The sequence below is a fragment of the Armatimonas rosea genome, from assembly GCF_014202505.1.
Taxonomy (GTDB): domain Bacteria; phylum Armatimonadota; class Armatimonadia; order Armatimonadales; family Armatimonadaceae; genus Armatimonas; species Armatimonas rosea.
On the sequence record NZ_JACHGW010000002.1, the window covers coordinates 253,191 to 270,230 of the forward strand.

16 protein-coding genes are annotated in these 17,040 nt (G+C 64.5%); 13 read left to right on the top strand and 3 right to left on the bottom strand.

Annotated features, from left to right (window positions below; genetic code table 11):
- The first annotated feature begins 58 nt into the window (after positions 1-58).
- The 10 genes from HNQ39_RS09015 (at position 59) to HNQ39_RS09060 (ending at position 10,053) form a co-directional block, all read left to right on the top strand.
- Positions 59-742 carry an RNA polymerase sigma factor gene (locus HNQ39_RS09015; RefSeq protein ID WP_184194204.1) on the top strand — a complete coding sequence of 228 codons (684 nt, stop codon included), beginning with the start codon at positions 59-61 and terminating at the stop codon, positions 740-742.
- A complete protein-coding gene (locus HNQ39_RS09020) occupies positions 720-1,091 on the top strand; it encodes a hypothetical protein (RefSeq protein ID WP_184194207.1) in 372 nt (123 codons plus the stop codon). The genes HNQ39_RS09015 and HNQ39_RS09020 overlap by 23 nt, the downstream gene beginning before the upstream one ends.
- Positions 1,092-1,097: 6 nt before the next feature.
- Complete coding sequence (locus tag HNQ39_RS09025) at positions 1,098-1,961, top strand: hypothetical protein (protein WP_184194210.1); 864 nt, start codon at positions 1,098-1,100, stop codon at positions 1,959-1,961.
- 4 nt (positions 1,962-1,965) lie between these two features.
- Complete coding sequence (gene pnuC / locus HNQ39_RS09030; RefSeq protein WP_184194213.1) at positions 1,966-2,541, top strand: nicotinamide riboside transporter PnuC; 576 nt, start codon at positions 1,966-1,968, stop codon at positions 2,539-2,541.
- On the top strand, positions 2,523-3,512 hold the full coding sequence (locus HNQ39_RS09035; RefSeq protein ID WP_184194216.1) for an AAA family ATPase: 990 nt from the start codon (positions 2,523-2,525) through the stop codon (positions 3,510-3,512). The genes pnuC and HNQ39_RS09035 overlap by 19 nt, the downstream gene beginning before the upstream one ends.
- 33 nt (positions 3,513-3,545) lie before the next feature.
- Positions 3,546-3,992, top strand: a complete 447-nt coding sequence (locus HNQ39_RS09040; protein WP_184194219.1) for a thioredoxin family protein — start codon at positions 3,546-3,548, stop codon at positions 3,990-3,992.
- A 72-nt stretch (positions 3,993-4,064) separates the two neighbouring features.
- Positions 4,065-4,799, top strand: coding sequence for a methyltransferase domain-containing protein (locus tag HNQ39_RS09045; RefSeq protein ID WP_184194222.1), 735 nt, complete (start codon positions 4,065-4,067; stop codon positions 4,797-4,799).
- Entirely contained in the window at positions 4,796-5,602 is an 807-nt protein-coding gene (locus tag HNQ39_RS09050; protein ID WP_184194225.1) for a class I SAM-dependent methyltransferase, read from the top strand. Before HNQ39_RS09045 ends, HNQ39_RS09050 begins: the two co-directional genes overlap by 4 nt.
- Before the next feature lie 3 nt (positions 5,603-5,605).
- Complete coding sequence (gene recF, locus HNQ39_RS09055; protein ID WP_184194228.1) at positions 5,606-6,739, top strand: DNA replication/repair protein RecF; 1,134 nt, start codon at positions 5,606-5,608, stop codon at positions 6,737-6,739.
- A gap of 41 nt (positions 6,740-6,780) precedes the next feature.
- Positions 6,781-10,053, top strand: coding sequence for a glycosyl hydrolase (locus HNQ39_RS09060; protein WP_184194232.1), 3,273 nt, complete (start codon positions 6,781-6,783; stop codon positions 10,051-10,053).
- 9 nt (positions 10,054-10,062) lie between these two features.
- Here the strand turns inward: HNQ39_RS09060 and HNQ39_RS09065 are convergent, their stop codons facing one another.
- Positions 10,063-11,133 carry a GGDEF domain-containing protein gene (locus HNQ39_RS09065; protein ID WP_184194234.1) on the bottom strand — a complete coding sequence of 357 codons (1,071 nt, stop codon included), beginning with the start codon at positions 11,131-11,133 and terminating at the stop codon, positions 10,063-10,065.
- Positions 11,134-11,186: 53 nt separating this feature from the next.
- The gene (locus HNQ39_RS30530) at positions 11,187-12,263 is read right to left on the bottom strand and encodes a diguanylate cyclase domain-containing protein (RefSeq protein ID WP_184194238.1); all 1,077 of its coding nucleotides are present in this window, start codon (positions 12,261-12,263) and stop codon (positions 11,187-11,189) included.
- Between the two features lie 72 nt (positions 12,264-12,335).
- On the opposite strand from HNQ39_RS30530, the gene HNQ39_RS09075 reads away from it, so the two are divergent.
- Entirely contained in the window at positions 12,336-14,231 is a 1,896-nt protein-coding gene (locus tag HNQ39_RS09075) for a glycoside hydrolase family 65 (protein WP_184194241.1), read from the top strand.
- On the opposite strand, the gene HNQ39_RS09080 is transcribed toward HNQ39_RS09075, so the two are convergent.
- Positions 14,228-15,361 carry a C39 family peptidase gene (locus tag HNQ39_RS09080; protein WP_184194243.1) on the bottom strand — a complete coding sequence of 378 codons (1,134 nt, stop codon included), beginning with the start codon at positions 15,359-15,361 and terminating at the stop codon, positions 14,228-14,230. The two genes, HNQ39_RS09075 and HNQ39_RS09080, sit on opposite strands and share 4 nt — an antisense overlap.
- A gap of 178 nt (positions 15,362-15,539) precedes the next feature.
- On the opposite strand from HNQ39_RS09080, the gene HNQ39_RS09085 reads away from it, so the two are divergent.
- Together HNQ39_RS09085 and HNQ39_RS09090 are read left to right on the top strand one after the other, a co-directional pair.
- A complete protein-coding gene (locus HNQ39_RS09085) occupies positions 15,540-16,247 on the top strand; it encodes an arginyltransferase (protein ID WP_184194246.1) in 708 nt (235 codons plus the stop codon).
- A 111-nt stretch (positions 16,248-16,358) separates the two neighbouring features.
- The gene (locus HNQ39_RS09090; RefSeq protein ID WP_184194248.1) at positions 16,359-17,033 is read left to right on the top strand and encodes a PEP-CTERM sorting domain-containing protein; all 675 of its coding nucleotides are present in this window, start codon (positions 16,359-16,361) and stop codon (positions 17,031-17,033) included.
- Positions 17,034-17,040: the final 7 nt, after the last annotated feature.

Below are 17,040 nucleotides of genomic sequence, written 5' to 3' on the forward strand. Positions count from 1 at the left end.
GTCAAGAAGGGTGTGAAAGAGTTAACACCCTGCCTGGATATGGTAGCCTAGACCAGCAATGACTCCACGCGACGATGATCTCGCAGACCGTGTGCTTGTCCAGCGAACCCTGGCAGGTGATGCCGATGCCTTCACGCTCCTGCATCGGCGCTACTATGCGCGGGTATTTCGTCACGCCCTCTTTCGGTGCCGAAGCACAGCCGATGCGGAAGATATTGCCGCCGAGACCTTTGTTAAAGCCGTTCACTACCTGCCCCAGTACCGCTTCCAGGGCGAGTCGATCCTCCCTTGGCTCTGCCGCATCGCAACCAATCTCGTGATCGACCAAGGGCGGCGCACCCATGGTCAGACCCCCCTCTCGCTGGAGAGTGCCGCCGACGATGTCCGTGCCCTGATGGAGAACCTGCGCGACGAAGGCCCGAATCCTCACGAGCTTGCGGAGCGTCACGAGACCCAGTCCCTGATTCGAACGGCAATCGCGCGGCTTGCGCCGGATCAGGCGGATGCGATCCTGCTGCGCTTTGGGGGCGATCTGTCTCTACAAGAGATTGCACTGGCGCTAGGACGCACGGAAGGGGCCGTGAAGTCACTGATCCACCGCGGGCTGGTAAACTTACGCAAGACTCTTCTTGAGGAAGCGCTACAAGGAAAGATCATGGAGCAACGGCGGCAGACCAGTATCCAAGAAGCCACCCAGACCGAGGCCCCCAAAAAACGTTATGGAACCCACATCGAACTCTAATACCGCCGCTGGTGGCGTCAGCCTGCTCTCCCCAGCACTTCACCGGGTGCTAATCTCGCTTTTGGAGGGGGAGAGCATCAGCGAGAAAGACCGCGCGGCGCTCACAGAGGCGGAGTGGGACGAGCTTCGGGCTCTGGCACGCACGGCAAATCTGACCCGCCTGACTCTCCACCAGCCCGATCCCACGCCCCAGGCACAGGCCAGCGCCCTGGCCCAGGCGCAGAAGACCTTGGCGGAGGTGGGCCCCCGTGTCTCCCATAACCCGGCCTCACTTGCCCCCAGCGAGCCACGTCCCACCTGGCTAGAGCGCCTCAAGAGCTTCCTGAGGATCGAAGAGGACAGGGACTAAACAAGCATGGCTGTGACACGCCTCTCGTACAAAGGGTGGAGTGATGCACTGCGCCTGAGCAACGGTACCCTTGAGGCGATAGTGGTGCCGTCGGTGGGGCGCGTGATGCGCTTTGGCTTTATCGGTGGCCCCAACCTGCTCTGGGAGAACAAGACGGTCGCGGGAAAGCCCATCAAGCTGGGGGAGTGGGCCAATACCGGCGGCGATAAGGTCTGGGTCTGGCCGCAAGACGACTGGCCCAACCGGATGCCCAATGCCTGGCCACCCCCTGCCGCGCTGGACCAAGCACCCCACCAGGCCGAGATTCTGGGGGACTACGGCGTGTTGCTCACCAGTAGCCTCGTGATCGGCTGGGGTCTGCGCTGTGAGCGGGCATTAGTATTGCTTCCCAAAAGCCAGGCTCTTGTCATGACAAGCACGCTCCGAAAAGTGCGCGACGGGGCAGACTTCCCCGTCGCACCGTGGACTGTCACCCAGGTCGCCGCGGCCCCCACGGTCTGGGTACGCCGGCGCGACGGCTCACTCCAGGCACACCAGCGCGACCCGAAGAACTCTACGAAGGCCTTCTTTGATGCTGAGGTGCTTGCTCATGTTCAGGGGGATACCCTCCTCACCGTACGAAGCGCGTCTCCTCCCGATAACGCGGGGGCGACCTACGCCCGCCCCACCGACCGTGCCCAGGTCTACTGCAACGCCGACGATCCCTGGTTTGGGCAGAACGGGATGACCAGCTACACAGAGCTGGAGCTCACCGCGCCCCTCAAGACTCTCAAGCGTGGAGAGACGCTCTCCCTAGTCACGGCCTTAAAGGCGGAGATATTGCGTACAAACCAGCCACTGGAGCCTCAGTTATTATCTATGATACACTAATGCAATGAGCCCCCTTGAGATTGTCGCAACCGTTTTTGGCCTCCTGAGTGTCGCACTGACCGTCCGACAGAATATCTGGTGCTGGCCGACGGGTCTGGTGCAGGTTGTTCTCTATATCTTTATCTTCTACCAGGCCAAGCTCTACTCCGATAGCATCCTTCAAGTGCTCTATGTTGTCTTCCAGTTCTATGGCTGGTGGCACTGGCTCCACGGCGGGCGTGAGCGCACCAGCGCTCCGGTCACGCGGCTACGTCCCCAAGCGCTGAGCGGCTGGATCGTTGTTGGGATTATTGGGAGCTTGCTCTGGGGCTCTGTTATGGCACGCTTCACGGATGCGGCTCTGCCCTACCCGGATGCCTTTGTGGTCGTGCTGAGCCTCGTGGCGCAGTGGCTCCTCACGCGCAAGGTCCTGGAGTCTTGGCACTTCTGGATCGCGGTCGATGTGCTGGCAATCGGGGTGTACGCTCTCAAACGGCTCTACTTGACGTCGGGGCTCTATGCGGTCTTTCTTGTCCTGGCGGTGCTGGGGCTCCTGGCGTGGAAGAAGGAGCTGGATCGTCCATGCACACGACCGGCCTGACCCTGGGGAAGTTCGCTCCCCTCCACAAGGGCCATGAGCACCTGATCCAGACCGCTTGCTCCCAGGTGGACTCGCTGATCTGCCTGATCTACGACTCGCCGGAGGTAACGACAATTCCTCTGGAGACCCGCTCGCGCTGGCTGCGCACCCTCTTTCCTACGGTCGAGGTGATCGAGCTACGCGGGGCACCGCAGGAGGTGGGCGAGACGCCCGAGATCAAGAGGCGTCACGAGGACTTTATCCTGGGGGTTCTCGGGGGGCGCAAGATCACCCACTTCTTCTGTAGCGAGTTCTATGGGGAGCACATGAGCCAGGCGCTGGGTGCCCTCAACTGCCTTGTCGATCCCGCACGCAACACGGTCCCCATCTCGGGCACGGCGATCCGGGAGAGTCCCTTTCTTCACCGAGAGAGGCTCAGCCCCCTGGTCTACCGGGACCTCATTACTCATGTTGTCTTGCTGGGAGCTCCCTCGACCGGTAAGACCACCCTGGCCGAGGCACTTGCCCAGCGCTTTCAGACCACCTGGATGCCCGAGTACGGCCGTGAGTACTGGGAACAGCACCAGAGCGAGCGGCGGCTCAGCCTGGAGCAGCTGGTGGAGCTTGCCGAGGGGCACTGGGAGCGCGAGGAGCGAAAACTCCAAGAGGCCAATGGCTACCTCTTCACCGATACCAACGCGCTGACTACCTACCAGTTCTCGCTCTACTACCACGGCACGGTGCACCCTCAGCTCGTGGAGTACGCCAGCCGCTGCAACGACCGCTACGACCTGGTACTTGTCTGCGACACGGACATCCCCTACGACGACACCTGGGATCGCTCAGGGGAGACCAACCGACAGGAGTTTCAGGAGCAGATCCTCGCCGACCTGGAGGCGCGCAGCATCGCCTACACGCTTCTCCAAGGCTCGCTGGAGCAGCGGATCGCGACCGTGGAGCAGGTGCTCGGGCGGCTGCCCCGTAAGCCATGAGTGCTTTCTAGGGTTTTTCTGTACAATGGCTCTATGAAAGAACTCCTCCTTTTGGGCTTGCTCCTGGCACAGCCTCCCAAGCCGGCACCTCTCTACGATGAAAAGGCGAGCGGTGCACAGCAGATCGAGAAGGCGCTTGCCGAGGCCAAGAAGAGCAAGAAAAATGTGCTCTTGCAGTTTGGGGCCAACTGGTGCCACTGGTGCCATAAGCTCCACGAGCTGTGCGAGAAAGACCCGGCAATCGCGGCGGAGCTGAAGAAGAGCTTTGTGGTGGTCTTGATCGATGTGAATCAGAAGCACAACGACGATATCAACCAGCGCTACGGTAACCCGACCAAGTTTGGCCTTCCCGTGATCGTGGTTCTCGATCCTGCCGGGAAGCAGCTCTGGACGCAAGACACGGGCAAGCTGGAGGAGCGCGACCACCACGATCCCGCCAAGGTGCTCGCCTTCCTGAAGGAGTGGGCTCCCAAGCGCTAGCATCGTGTATAGCCCGAGGAACGAGTCCTCGGGCAAACCTCGTTGCCTGGGCTTGCTTGTATAATGCAGGCCGTGGATGACGACGCGCTCTATTTCCCGCCTCTGGAGGGCTTTAACCGCCTGGCCGATACCTACGACCTCCGGCTCTCCGGCAACCCCGTGCTGATCATGGAGACGTCGCAGACCCTAGCGGCGCTCCCCAATGTTGCGGGCAAGGCGGTCGCGGATATTGGCTGTGGCACGGGGCGCTATGCCATCCAGCTCATGCGGCTAGGGGCCGAGCGCGTCGCGGGCGTGGACCTGAGCCCGGCGATGCTGGCCGTGGCGCAGCACAAATCGCAGAAGGCCGAGCTGCCGATCGAGTGGGGGATAGGCAATCTCTGTGAGCACATTCCGATCCCCGATGGCACGCTGGACGCTGCGGTCTGTGCCCTGACCCTGACCTTTGTCGAGAACCTGCGCCCCGCGTTTGCCGAGCTGGCGCGTGTCCTGAAGCCAGGAGGCGTCTTGGTGACCTCTGACCTGCACCCGCACGGCCTGACTCAGGAGCGCGCCGCCTCCAACGCTACTTTCCGCAAGGACCACGCCCCGTATCTGCGCTTCACCGACCTGCGCGGTCAGGAGTGCCGCATCCCGCGCCATCCGCACACCCTCTCGGAGTATGTCAACGCCGCCTACGCCGCTGGGCTGACCCTCACCGCTGCCGCCGAGCCGCTGGTGGACAGCCGCCTTGCGGTGACGTTTGGCGGCTTGAAGGAGAAGATTGGCATGCCCTTGGCGCTGGTCTTGAGGTTTGAGAAACAATGAGCACCTATAAAGAACAACACGAGAGTAACCGTGCCGCCTGGAGCGAGGCCGCACGCCGCTACGCCGCCGAGACCGAGGAGACGCTGGCGTTTTTGCGCGCCGGGGGAACCAACTTTGTCGCCCCCGAGTACGATTTTCTGCGCCCCTTAATGCCCTGCGGCCGTGCGATTCACCTCCAGTGCGCCGGAGGGCGGGACACGCTCTCGCTCTGGAACTTGGGGGCGCGCGAGGTGGTCGGGGTGGATATCAACGACGAGATGATCGCGCTGGCCCAGCACCGCTCCGAGGCACTGGGGGCGCCCGCGCAGTGGTTTCGCTCTGATGTGCTGGAGACTCCTGAAGCGCTCAATGGCACCGCCGACCTGGTCTACACGGGGCGCGGCGCGGTCTGCTGGCTGATGGATATCGAGGGGTGGGCACGGGTGATCGCGCGGCTTCTGAAGCCAGGGGGGCACTTTTACTTCTTCGACGGGCACCCCTTTAGCTGGATCTGGGACCTGGCAGCGGATCACTATGTTCTTGATCCTGAGTATGGCAACTACTTCGACCCCCGCACCCACACCGATGTCGGCTGGCCTACCACCTACATTCCGGCAGACTTTCAGCACGGCGCACTCGCCACCAAGTACGAGCGCCAGTGGACGGTCGCCCAGCTGGTGAATGCGCTGATCGGGGCGGGGCTGGTGATTGAGAAACTAGGAGAGCACCCGGATACGTACTGGGACGCGTTCCCGAACATCCCGCCCGCCGAGCTGGCTAAGCTTCCCCAGACCCTCTCGATTCTGGCGCGGAGACCGTCGTAGCCCATGCAGGTCAGTCGGCTGGAGCTCACGGACTTTCGCAACTACGAGCGCTTAGAGTTCACTCCTGGTGCAGGGCTCAATGTGCTGGTCGGCCCCAATGCACAAGGCAAGACCAACGTGCTGGAGGCCCTCTACACCCTCGCCACCACAAAGTCCCACCGCACGAGCCGGGACACGGAGCTGGTGCGCTTCGGGGCACCGCTGGCACGCGTGACCGCCGAGGTGCAGAAGCTCGGGGAGATCACGAGCGACCTGGAGCTGGCCATTGGTGCCGGCGGGGTGGGGACCTCGGGCAAGCTGGTGAAGCTGGGCGGGAGCAAGCAGCCGCGCCTCACCGACCTGCTGGGGCACCTCAATGCCGTGCTCTTTGCCTCGACCGACCTCGATATTGTTCGTGGGGAGCCCGACGAGCGCCGGCGCTTTCTCAACTACGAGATCAGCCAGCTCTCGCCGCGCTACGCCCTGGCGCTGGCAGCGTATCGCAAGGCGCTGGAGGGGCGCAACCGGCTCCTGAAGGACTTCAAGCACGGGCACGGCGATGTGGCATCGCTGGAGGCCTGGACCGGGCCGGTGGTCGAGCACGGAGCAAAGCTGATCGAGCGGCGCCAGGCCTGGCTAGAGCGCCTCACCGCGCTCGCGGCCCCTATCCATGAGGCGCTCACGGGGGGCCTGGAGACACTCCACGTCGGCTACATCGCCTCGTTTCCCCTGACCGAGGCCAGCATCCCCGAGGCATTTGTCGCCGCCCTGAAAGCCGCTCGCCGGGAAGAGACCGCGCGGGGAGTCACGACACTCGGGCCCCAGCGCGACGACCTGACCTTTCGCATTGGCCCCCCCGGCGGCATGCTTCTCGATGCGCGCACCTACGGCTCCCAGGGCCAGCAGCGCACGGTCGCGCTCGCCCTACGCCTCGCGGAGCGGCAGCTGATCGAGGAGACCATCGGGGAGCCGCCGATCGTCCTGCTCGACGATGTCCTCTCCGACCTCGACGAGAGCCGCCGCAACCAGATCTTCGCGCTCTCGCTCTCTGGCGGCCAGACCTTCCTCACCACCACCGACCTCGCCCCAATCCCCCTTGATGCCGTCAAAAACGCCCGCGTCGTCACCGTCCGCCAAGGCGTCTTCCGAGACGCGTAGTGCCAGGAGGTTTACCGTCCTGACACGCCGAATCTCTTTCTATGAACCGACGCGCGTTTCTCGCCACCAGCTTTGCCCTCGCCACCGCCCCCACACTCGCCCAGACCCCCACTCAAAACCCCGCTCAATCTCCCCCTTCCTTCGTCCCGACGAAGTCGGAAACAGAGCGAAGGAAGGGGGCCGGGGGGATGGATGCCCCGCTAACCCCCGCCGACTTCCAGACCCCTCCCCTAGAGGCGCGGCCCCACACCTGGTGGCACTGGATGAACGGCAATATCTCCCACGAGGGAATCACCGCGGACTTAGAGGCGATGGCGCAGGCGGGGATCGGCGGGGCGCAGATCTTCAATGTGGACCAGGGAATCCCACTGGGGAAGGTGCTCTACATGACCCCCGAGTGGCGGCAGGCGATGGTGCACGCCGCCAAAGAGGCCAAGCGCCTCGGTCTGGAGCTGTGTTTTCACAACTGCGCGGGCTGGTCGAGCTCGGGCGGCCCCTGGATCACGCCGGAGTTTGCCATGCAGGTGCTCACCTGGTCGGAGACCACGGTCAAGGGCGGCGAGAAGCTCACGCTCACCCTGAAGGAGCCCGAGAAGCGAGAGAAGTACTACAACGATATCGCGGTGCTGGCGGTGAAGATCCCGGCGGGGGGAGACACGGCGCGCCTGCAAAATATCCGCGCCAAGGCCCTCTTTGACCGGGGTGGCGATGGTCTCGGGCTCAATGTCAAGGGGGTCGCGGGCGAGGGCGCGGCCATGGAGGGGGCGATCGCGGGCGACGATATCCGGGTCTTACAGTGCACTGCGGAGGGCAAGCTGACCTGGGACGCGCCGGCGGGGGACTGGCTGCTGCTGCGCATGGGGCACACGCCCACCGGCGCGGTGAACGCACCGGCACCCGAGGCGGGCCGCGGCCTAGAGTGTGACAAGCTCAGCCGGGAGGCGCTGGAACTGCACTGGGAGAAAGGGGTCGCGCCGCTGCTGACCGACATGGGGCCGGAGCTGGTGGGCAAGTCGTTTAACAACGCCCTAATCGACTCCTACGAGATGGGGAGCCAGAACTGGACCCCGAAGCTGCGCCGCGCCTTTATCGCCCAGCACCGCTACGATCCTTTGCCTTGGCTCCCCACGGTCACCGGGCGCGTGATCGGGAGCCCTGAGCAGACCGAGCGCTTCCTCTGGGACTGGCGCCGCACGATCGCCGATCTCTTTGCGGAGAACTACACGGGGCGCTTTAGAGAGCTCTGTCACGAGAATAAGATGCAGTTCTCGGTGGAGCCCTACGGCAATGGCCCCTTCGACAACCTCCAGCTCGGGATGCAGGGCGATATCCTCATGGGCGAGTTCTGGGTGCCCGGCGGCGGCGCGGGCGAGACCGTCAAGATCGCGGCGAGCTGCGCGCATGTCATGGGGCGCAAGATTGTCGGGGCGGAGTCGTTCACGGCGGGCGAGTTTGAGGGACGCTGGCAGGTCGAGCCCTACGGGATCAAGGCGCTGGGGGATCGGATGTTCACCCAGGGAGTCAACCGCTATATCTTCCACCGCTACGCCCACCAGCCGTGGATCGGGCTGAGTCCGGGGATGACCATGGGGCCGTGGGGCTCGCACCTGGAGCGCACCCAGACCTGGTGGAAGCAAGCCGCGACCTGGCTGACCTATGTCGCGCGCTGCCAGCACCTGCTCCAGTCCGGGCGCTTTGTGGCCGATGTGCTGACGTTCTGCGGCGACGATGCCCCCAACGATCTCTACCGACCGAGCCTGCCGCTCGGCTACGACTACGATGGCTGCGACCGCACGGCGCTACTGACCGCCAAGGTCGACAAGGGCGAGGTTGTCTTTCCGAGTGGCGCGCGCTACAAGGTCCTGATGATCCCCGACTCGCTCTGGATGACCCCACAGACCGCCGCCAAGCTGGTGGAGCTGAGCAAGGCGGGCGCGAAGATTGTCGGGCGAAGGCCCGAGAAGTCCCCGAGCCTGGTGAACTACCCGGCGTGTGATAACGAGGTGAAAGCACTCGGTGCACAGCTCACGCTCACCACGCTAGAGGCCGCGCTTCCTGCTCCCGATGTGCTGCTGCCCAAGGGGACTCCGTTTGTCTGGCTGCACCGGAGCACGCCCGATGCCGAGATATACTTTGTCAGCAACCAGCGCTACATGCAGCAGAAAGCGACCGTCGCCTTCCGCGTGACCGGCCGCGCCCCCGAGCTCTGGCACCCGGAGACCGGCACGACCGAGGCGGCACCGCTCTGGACAGCCGGCAAGGCCCACACCAATGTCACGCTTGCCCTAGGTCCTGCGGAGTCGGTGTTTGTGGTCTTCCGCAAGGGGAGCAAGCCGGGCAAGAGCTTCGCCAAGATCGAGCGCACGGGCGGCACAACGCCCGTTGCCAAGCCGCCTGTCCTGGAGATTCTCTCCGCGCGCTACGAAGCCACCGATGGTGCCGGGGGCGCGGATGTCACGGCGAAGGTGCGCGAGCTGGTCGCTAAGGGGGAGACGGAGATCGGGGCCACCAACGCCAACTTCGGCGACCCGATCAACCTCCATGTCAAGCGCTTGGTGGTGCGCTACACGCTCGATGGCAAGCCACTGGAGAAGACGGTCGGGGAGAACGAGACCCTGATCCTGCTCGGCAGCGGCCCCGACAACGCCCTGCCGGAGTTCACGCTCACGGGCGGTAAGCTCCTGGCCTACACGCCGGGCACCTACGCCTTCACCGACCCGCGCGGCGCGCTCAAGCAACTCTCGGCCCCCGCGCTCCGCGAGACCCCGCTCACGAGCTGGGAGCTGACCTTCCCTGGCAAAGAGCCGCGCACGCTGGAAAAGCTCGTCTCCTGGCCCGAGCTCACCGACCCGGACTCCAAGTACTTCTCGGGCACCGCCACCTATAAAACGACCTTCTCCCATACCCCCGACCCCACCCGCGCCGTGATCCTCGATCTGGGAATCGTCAAAAACTTCGCCGATGTGCTCCTCAACGGCCAGTCGCTGGGCACGCTCTGGAAGGCCCCGTGGCGCCTCGATATCACCGAATACGTGCGTCCCGGAAGCAACACGCTGGAGGTCAAGATCACCAACCTCTGGGTCAACCGGCTGATCGGCGACGAGCAGCTCCCGCCGGAAGAAGGGGTCGAGTGGACCGGCAAGACCGGCCCGATCAAGGCTTGGCCCAAGTGGCTGGTCGAGGGCAAGCCCCGCCCCGCCACGGAGCGTGTCACCTTCACCACCTGGCGCTACTGGACCAAGGACGACAAGCCCCTCGACTCCGGCCTCCTCGGCCCCGCCCGAATCTTGCAGGTTCCGACCCTGCCACTTTAGGGCTGAGTCCTAGGCGGCTTTTTGGAGCTCTGTATGCGGGGGGAAGTGGAAGCGGTCGCGGCCGGCTTGCTTGGCATCGTAGAGGGCTTTGTCGGCGCGGTGGATGACATCTTCGGGGCGCTCTCCGGGCTGGGAGATGGCCCCGCCCATGCTGATGGTGAGGCTGAGGCCGCTGGGGAAGGCATGCTCGCGAATACTCGCCATGAGCCTCTCCCCAAGAGCTTGGATTTCGTCGGGGTGCGCGGTTGAGAGCAGGAGCAGAAACTCCTCGCCGCCCCAGCGTGCGGGGGTGGGGTGGGCGCTCAGGTACGCACGGAGCCGCGCCCCGACCTCCTGGAGGACCGCATCGCCGGTGCGGTGCCCGTGTATATCGTTGACACGCTTGAAGTGGTCGATATCCAGCAGGAGGATCGTGAAGGGCTGCTGGCTCTCCACCGCGCTCTCCAGAAGCTGCTGCATCTGGCGGCGGTTGGTCAGGCCCGTGAGGGTGTCGGTCGAGGCCAGCGACTGCGCGAGGCCGAAGTGCTGCTTGAGGTCGGCGTAGAGGCTCAGGCACGCCGTGCACATCAGGCTCGCGGCGAAGTACTGGACCGCGGCGCTCAGGATCTCCGGGGTCGGGCGGAAGTGTCGCAAGCCCAACAGGAAGATCACGGTCTGTGCTGCGATAAAGCTATAGGCCGCCACCTGGGCGCTCCGCTGCCCCAGCACCAGAAAGGCCAGGATACACATCAGGGCGCTCCAGGGCCAGTTTGCCATATCTCCCATGGTGTAGAGTGCCCCGGTGTAGCTCAGCTCGAAGGCATTGGCCGTCATAAAGAGTGCGGGGGCCGTGATCGCTAGGGCCACCAGCTGGCGCTCAGAGATGCGGCGTAGCGCTAGGAGGGTCCAGAGGAGGGAGAGGAGCAGGGCGATAATCGGCAGACAGAGCCGCCCGCTCATGCTCTGCTGCGGGGACCGGTAGGTCGTCCACCACGCGACAAGGGTAGCCACGACGCCCAGTGGGGTGAAGCACAGCGACAAGAGGCGCAGCTTCGCCTGCATGGCTGAGGGCAGTCCCGAGAGCGGTGAGATATCTGACATGGTCAAACACTATCTTCGGACGGTGACGACCCGTTCTGGAGAGAGGAGGGCGCTTAGGCAGCATCGGCGAGGGGGGCCTTTTCATGGAAATGGAAGCGGTTTCGTCCCGTTTGCTTGGCCTGGTAGAGCGCCATATCGGCTCGGTGCACCACATCTTCGGGGCGCTCGCCAGCCACATACTGCGCCCCGCCGATACTGAGGGTGAGGGAGAGCTTCTTGGGGAAGGTTCGCTTGCGTGTGTGTTGCAGGAGCGCCTCAGCAAACTGGTGCACTTCGTCGAGGGAGGCATCGGGCACGAGCACCAGAAACTCCTCCCCTCCCCAGCGACCAAGGAGGTCTTGGGGGCGAAGGCAGGTATGGAGGTGCTTGCTGAGCTCACGGAGGACATCATCGCCGGTATTGTGGCCGTGCTGGTCGTTGACCTGCTTAAAGTGGTCGATATCGAGCAGGAGCAAGACAAAGCCGCGCTGCGTGGCGACGGCCTCTTCCAGGTGGAGCTGCATCTGCCGCCGGTTGATAAGCCCGGTGAGCGAGTCCGTGGCCGCCATGAGCTGGACTTGCCCCATGTACTGCCGGATATCGGAGGTGAGCCCGAGAACCCCAATGGCGATCAGGCTCGCGGCAAAGTGCTGGGTGAAGCTGATCTGCACCTCCGCTGTCGGGGTGAAGCGTCTCAGGCCACTGAGGTAGATCGCGATCTGAACCAGCAGAAACGCGACACTCACCCAGCGGGCTCTCTGGCGCTCCAGCGTGAGGGAGAGGAGCAGGTACATCACAAAGGTCCAGCCAAAGTTCCCCGGGTCACCATCGGTGTAGAGCGAGCCTGCCCAGGCATGCTCCAGCTCTTCCAAGCACAGGTGCAGGCAGATCGGGAGGGTGAAGGCCAGGGTCGCACGCTGGCCGCTCAAAAAGCGGAAGCGGGTGAGGAGCCAGATGGCGGTGAAGTAGACCAGTAAGAGGGGGAGGCCAAAGTAGGCCTCGGTGGCGACGTGCTTTGTCTGGCTGTTCTGCCAGATAGAGATCACGAGAACCAGAATCCCGAGGGGGGTGAGGGTAAGGGTCAGGCGACGCAGTTTCTCCTCGATAACGGGAGGCAGGTGAGGGGAAGGAGAGACTTCCGTCGCAGGCACACTTAATAGTTTCGGGATACGCCCACCAATTCCATAGAGGCTTCTCCTATGCCACCGTCGAACTTGGGAGGCATGATCGACCGAAAGTCTTTGGTGGCGCGTCACGACGTGGTGCTGACCCGTCCTGACCCCCTCACGCCGCTCCAAGTGGGCAATGGTGAGCTGGCGATGGCGGTCGATATCACGGGCCTACAGACCTTTCCTGAGTTTCATCGCTCGGCCATGCAGCTGGGGACACAGGCACAGTGGGGCTGGCACAGCGAGCCCAACCCGGCGGGCTACACGCTAGAGCAGGTGGAGACACGCTATGAGGGCGTCCCCTACCCTGACCAGTCCACTACCCCCGCCGGGCTCTGGCTGCGCGCCAACCCGCATCGCCTCTCTCTAGGGCTGCTGGGCTTTGCGGGGCTAGAGCTGGCGGCCCTGAGCGAGCACCAGCAGCGTCTCGTGCTCTGGGAGGGGCGGATCACCAGTCAGTTTCGTCACGCGGGGAAGCTCGTGGCGGTGGAGACACTCTGCCACCCGACCCAGGACCAGCTCGCTATCCAGCTCTCGCCAGGGGCACCGCCGCTACGCCTGCACTTCCCCGGCCCCGCGACCGACTGGCAAGGTCTCACCGAGAGCGAGCAGCACCGCACCACCGCCACGCTTCAGGCCACCCGCGCCGACTTTGCCCGTCCGGGCTACCACGCTGCGCTGGTGTTCTCAAAGGGGGCTACGCTCACCCCGACCGGGCCGCACACGTTTCTGCTGACCGGAGCCCGCGAGGTCGTGCTGGCATTCTCCCCCGAGCCGCTTCCCGCACGGCTCCCCAGTTTCGCCGAGACACGCCGGGCTTGCACGCGCCACTGGGAGCGCTTCTGGAGCACGGGCGGTGCGCTGGAGCTAGGGGAGTCGGGGCAGGAGCGTGAGCTGGAGCGGCGCGTCGTGCTCTCGCAGTACCTCACCGCGATCCAGTGCGCGGGGTCGCGGCCACCGCAGGAGACGGGCCTGGAGCAGAACTCGTGGCACGGGAAGTTCCACCTAGAGATGCATCCCTGGCACGCGGCGCACTTTCCGCTCTGGGGCCGCGCCGCGCTTCTCGAGCGGAGCCTGCCCTGGTACGAGAAGACACTTCCTCGCGCGCAAGAGACCGCGCGGCGTCAGGGCTACGACGGTGCCCGCTGGCCTAAGATGGTCGGCGACGATGGCCGGGAGAGCCCTAGTCCGGTGGGGGTGTTCTTGCTCTGGCAGCAGCCGCACCTGATCTTCTTTGCCGAGCTGCTCTACAAGAACAAACCCAAGAAAGCGACGCTGCAGCGCTACGAGACACTGGTCCAGGAGACAGCGGCGTTTCTGGCAAGCTACGCCAAGAGCGGCTCGCTCGGCCCCAATCTTATCCCCGCTCAGGAGAGCTACAAGCCTGCGACCACGCGCAATCCCACGTTCGAGCTGGCCTATGTCTGGTGGGCGCTGGAGACCGCGCAGCTCTGGCGCACCCGCCTAGGCAAGCCACGCGACCCCGAGTGGGACCGGGTGCAGAGCGCCCTTCCCAAGCCGCTGGTCCGTGACGGTGCCTACGCCGCGATCTCGACACCACCCTACACGATCACGCGCGATCACCCGTCGATGGTGGCGGCCTACGGGCTCCTACCCAAGACCCCGTTGATCGAGCCCGACATCATGAAAAAGACGCTGCTTGCTGTCGAGAAGAGCTGGGACTGGCCCACGACCTGGGGCTGGGACTACCCCATGCTGGCCATGACCGCCGCGCGCCTCCAGCTCCCCGAGCAGGCCATCGCGTTTCTGCTCCTCGACACGCCCAAGAACCGCTATCTCGCCAATGGGCACAACTACCAGCGCCCGAACCTGCCGCTCTACCTACCAGGCAACGGCGGGCTGCTCTACGCCGTGGCGCTACTGGCAAGCGAGAAGGCCTTCCCCGCGAGCTGGGCGGTCAAGGCCGAGGGCCTGCAAGCGCCGCTCTAGCCGTCCTCGGGGTTGTCGGCATCGGCGGGGCGAGGGCCGACCGTCATGATCCAGCGGACATCGAGCGCGTCCCACTCGTAGATTGCCCTCTCGCCGCCGCCGTTCCAGTAGCGGTTTCCCGTCGGGGAGAGCGGGCCGTCGGGGCTGTTGCGCCGCGCGGTCCAGGTCTGGTTGCCGGCGGGGTCGTTGACAAGGATTCGTTTACCGTCGGCGAGAAAGCCCCGTGCGGTCATCAGGTGCCCGGCGGGGGTGACTCGGGTGCCCAGGATCACGGGCCGGCCGGCGCTGAGCTCCGCCTTGACACGCGCAAAGGTGGCTTTCTCGTTGTAGAGGATCGCGGCGGTGGGGAAGTCGGGCTTTAGGTAGGCCAGCATCTTGGCGTGGACCGCGCCGCTGTTGGGCTCACAGACCGCATCGTCGATCTCCTGGATGTAGCCGCCCCAGGCGCTCACGTGGGGGTACGACGCCGCCACGGTGACGGGCTTGGGGCGGCGCTTGCCCAGCCCGGCGAGCAGCATGATCATCGAGCAGGGGCCGCACGAGCCGCCGCCATCGAAGCTATCGGGCGAGTCCCAGACCTGCATGACATAGGGCAGCTTGAGGTCCACGACAGGCGCGGCGGGCGGGAGCGGGGCCACATCGCCAAAGTGCCACGGCGCGGGCGGGCCGGTCGGGGCGCTCCGGCCCCAGGCGAGCTTCTCCGCGGAGGGCCGTGTCACGGGGATCTTCTCAAAGCGTCCCTCGCCGCCCGCGGCAAGCGCATCGAGCACCTGGTTGGCGTAGGCATGGCCCGCCGCGCCCTCCGTGCCCGTGCCGTAGCGTCCCAGGGCGTAGAACCAGCACTCCAGGATATTGCGACCGTCCTCAAGCCGCCCATTGCCCAGGATCGGTGCGCGGTTCCAGCAGAGATAGAGCTGGCGTGCGCCTTGGTCGATATTGTAGGCCGCATCGGTTACAAGCCGTTCGATGTCGCTTCGTCCCGCGGTCGTCACACCCAGCACCCCGACCCGCTCGGGAGTGCGGTGGCTCTGCTGCCAGCGGCTCTCGTGCCAGGCCAGGGCACGCAGGAGCACGGTCGGAATCCGCCAGCGGCGTGCGGCATCGTCGAGGAGGGCGGGGATGGGAGGCATAGCGCTATTCTACCCCCTCGATGGGAACGAGGGGGCTGGAGAGCCTTCGGCTGGGAAGGCCGTTCCGGCCATGGGAACGCGGCCATGGGCGGCACGCCCTTTGTGTCCGAGGCACGAGGACAGCAAGACGCCCCCCTCCCACGGGGGCGATCTAATACGGGCGGGATAAAATGGCGCTATGCGTGTTCTGCAAACCCTGACAACCGGCCCCGAGCCCTGCACCTACCTGCCCGACCAGGAGGCGACCCTGGAGCACGTTGTGGTCGCGCAGCTCAGCCCCGAGGAGTACGAGCAAAAAATGAACGACGGCTGGCGCAAGTTCGGCCCGGTGCTCTTTCACCCGGTGTGTGCGCGCTGTCAGGAGTGCCGGCCGCTACGGATTCCCGTGGCGGAGTTTGTGCCCAGTCGGTCGCAGCGGCGGGCGCTGGCAAAGAACGCGGGCCTGGAGGTGCGCTACGCTCGCCCGACCATCGAGCCGACTCGCTTGGCGCTCTACAACCGCTACCACCAGCACCAGGAGGCGCAAAAAGGCTGGCCCGTGGGGGAGCGCGACACCGACGACTACGCGTTCTCGTTTCTCCACAACCCGGTTCCGGCGGTCGAGATCAGTGTCTGGGAGGGGGAGAGCCTGCGTGCCATTGTCCTGGCCGATGTGACTCCCAGCACGGTCTCGGGGGTCTACCACTACTACGATCCAACGAGCGAGGGCAGTAGCCTGGGCACCTTTGCCATGCTCCAGACCATCGCGCTCGCTCAGAAGCTGGGCAAGCCCTGGGCCTACTTTGGCTACTGGATCGCGACGTGTCCCAGCCTCTCCTACAAGGCCAATTTCCGGCCCTGTGAGGTGCGCCAGGACGACGGCCAGTGGCAGCGCTTGTTCGTGTAAAACTCCGTAGAATTACCAGGTTGACGCGTAGAATTACCGGGTATACTGTCCTCAGTATTTTAACGGGGTAACCGAGGGAATTCCATGACACAAAAATCTATTTTCGCTATATTGGCAACTCTTGTGGTTGGGTCAGGGGCACAGGCTCAGATCGTTTACTCCAATGATTTTGAGACAACAACGGGAGGCTTCTCCAATGGAGCGCTCGTTAGCCATGCAACTACCGCAAACCCCTTGGGGCCGACCTCAAAGTTCCTTGGGCTTTTCTCGGACAATACGGTTACCCAGCTTACCCTGACCGGGCTCACTCCCGGAAGTGTCTACGACCTCACGCTCGATCTGCTGATCAAGGGCTCCTGGGACGGCAACTCCGCGACAGTCGGCCCCGATGTCTGGCGGGTGAAGGCGGGGGGAAGCACGCTGGTAGACACGACCTTCTCCAATGTCGCGGGCTCGAACCAGTCGTTCTCCCGCAATGGCTATATCGGTGGCCCCGGGAACTTTGCCCCCGGCACCGATGCCTCCGTGGTCAACAACGACCTGGGGGTGTTCAGCCACTACGCTATCTATAAGTTCGATAAGATCGCCCTACCGCAGATCGAGTTCACTCCCGCGACAAGCTCGCTCGTCATCACCTTTGAGGGAGCCAACCTACAGGGAGTGCCCGATGAGTCTTGGGCAATCGACAACGTGACCGTGGCCGGGCGAGGGAGCGCGATCCCGGAGCCGGGGACGCTGGCTCTGGTGGGGCTTGGGGCACTGGCGCTGCTGCGCCGCCGCAAGTAGCGCCTGT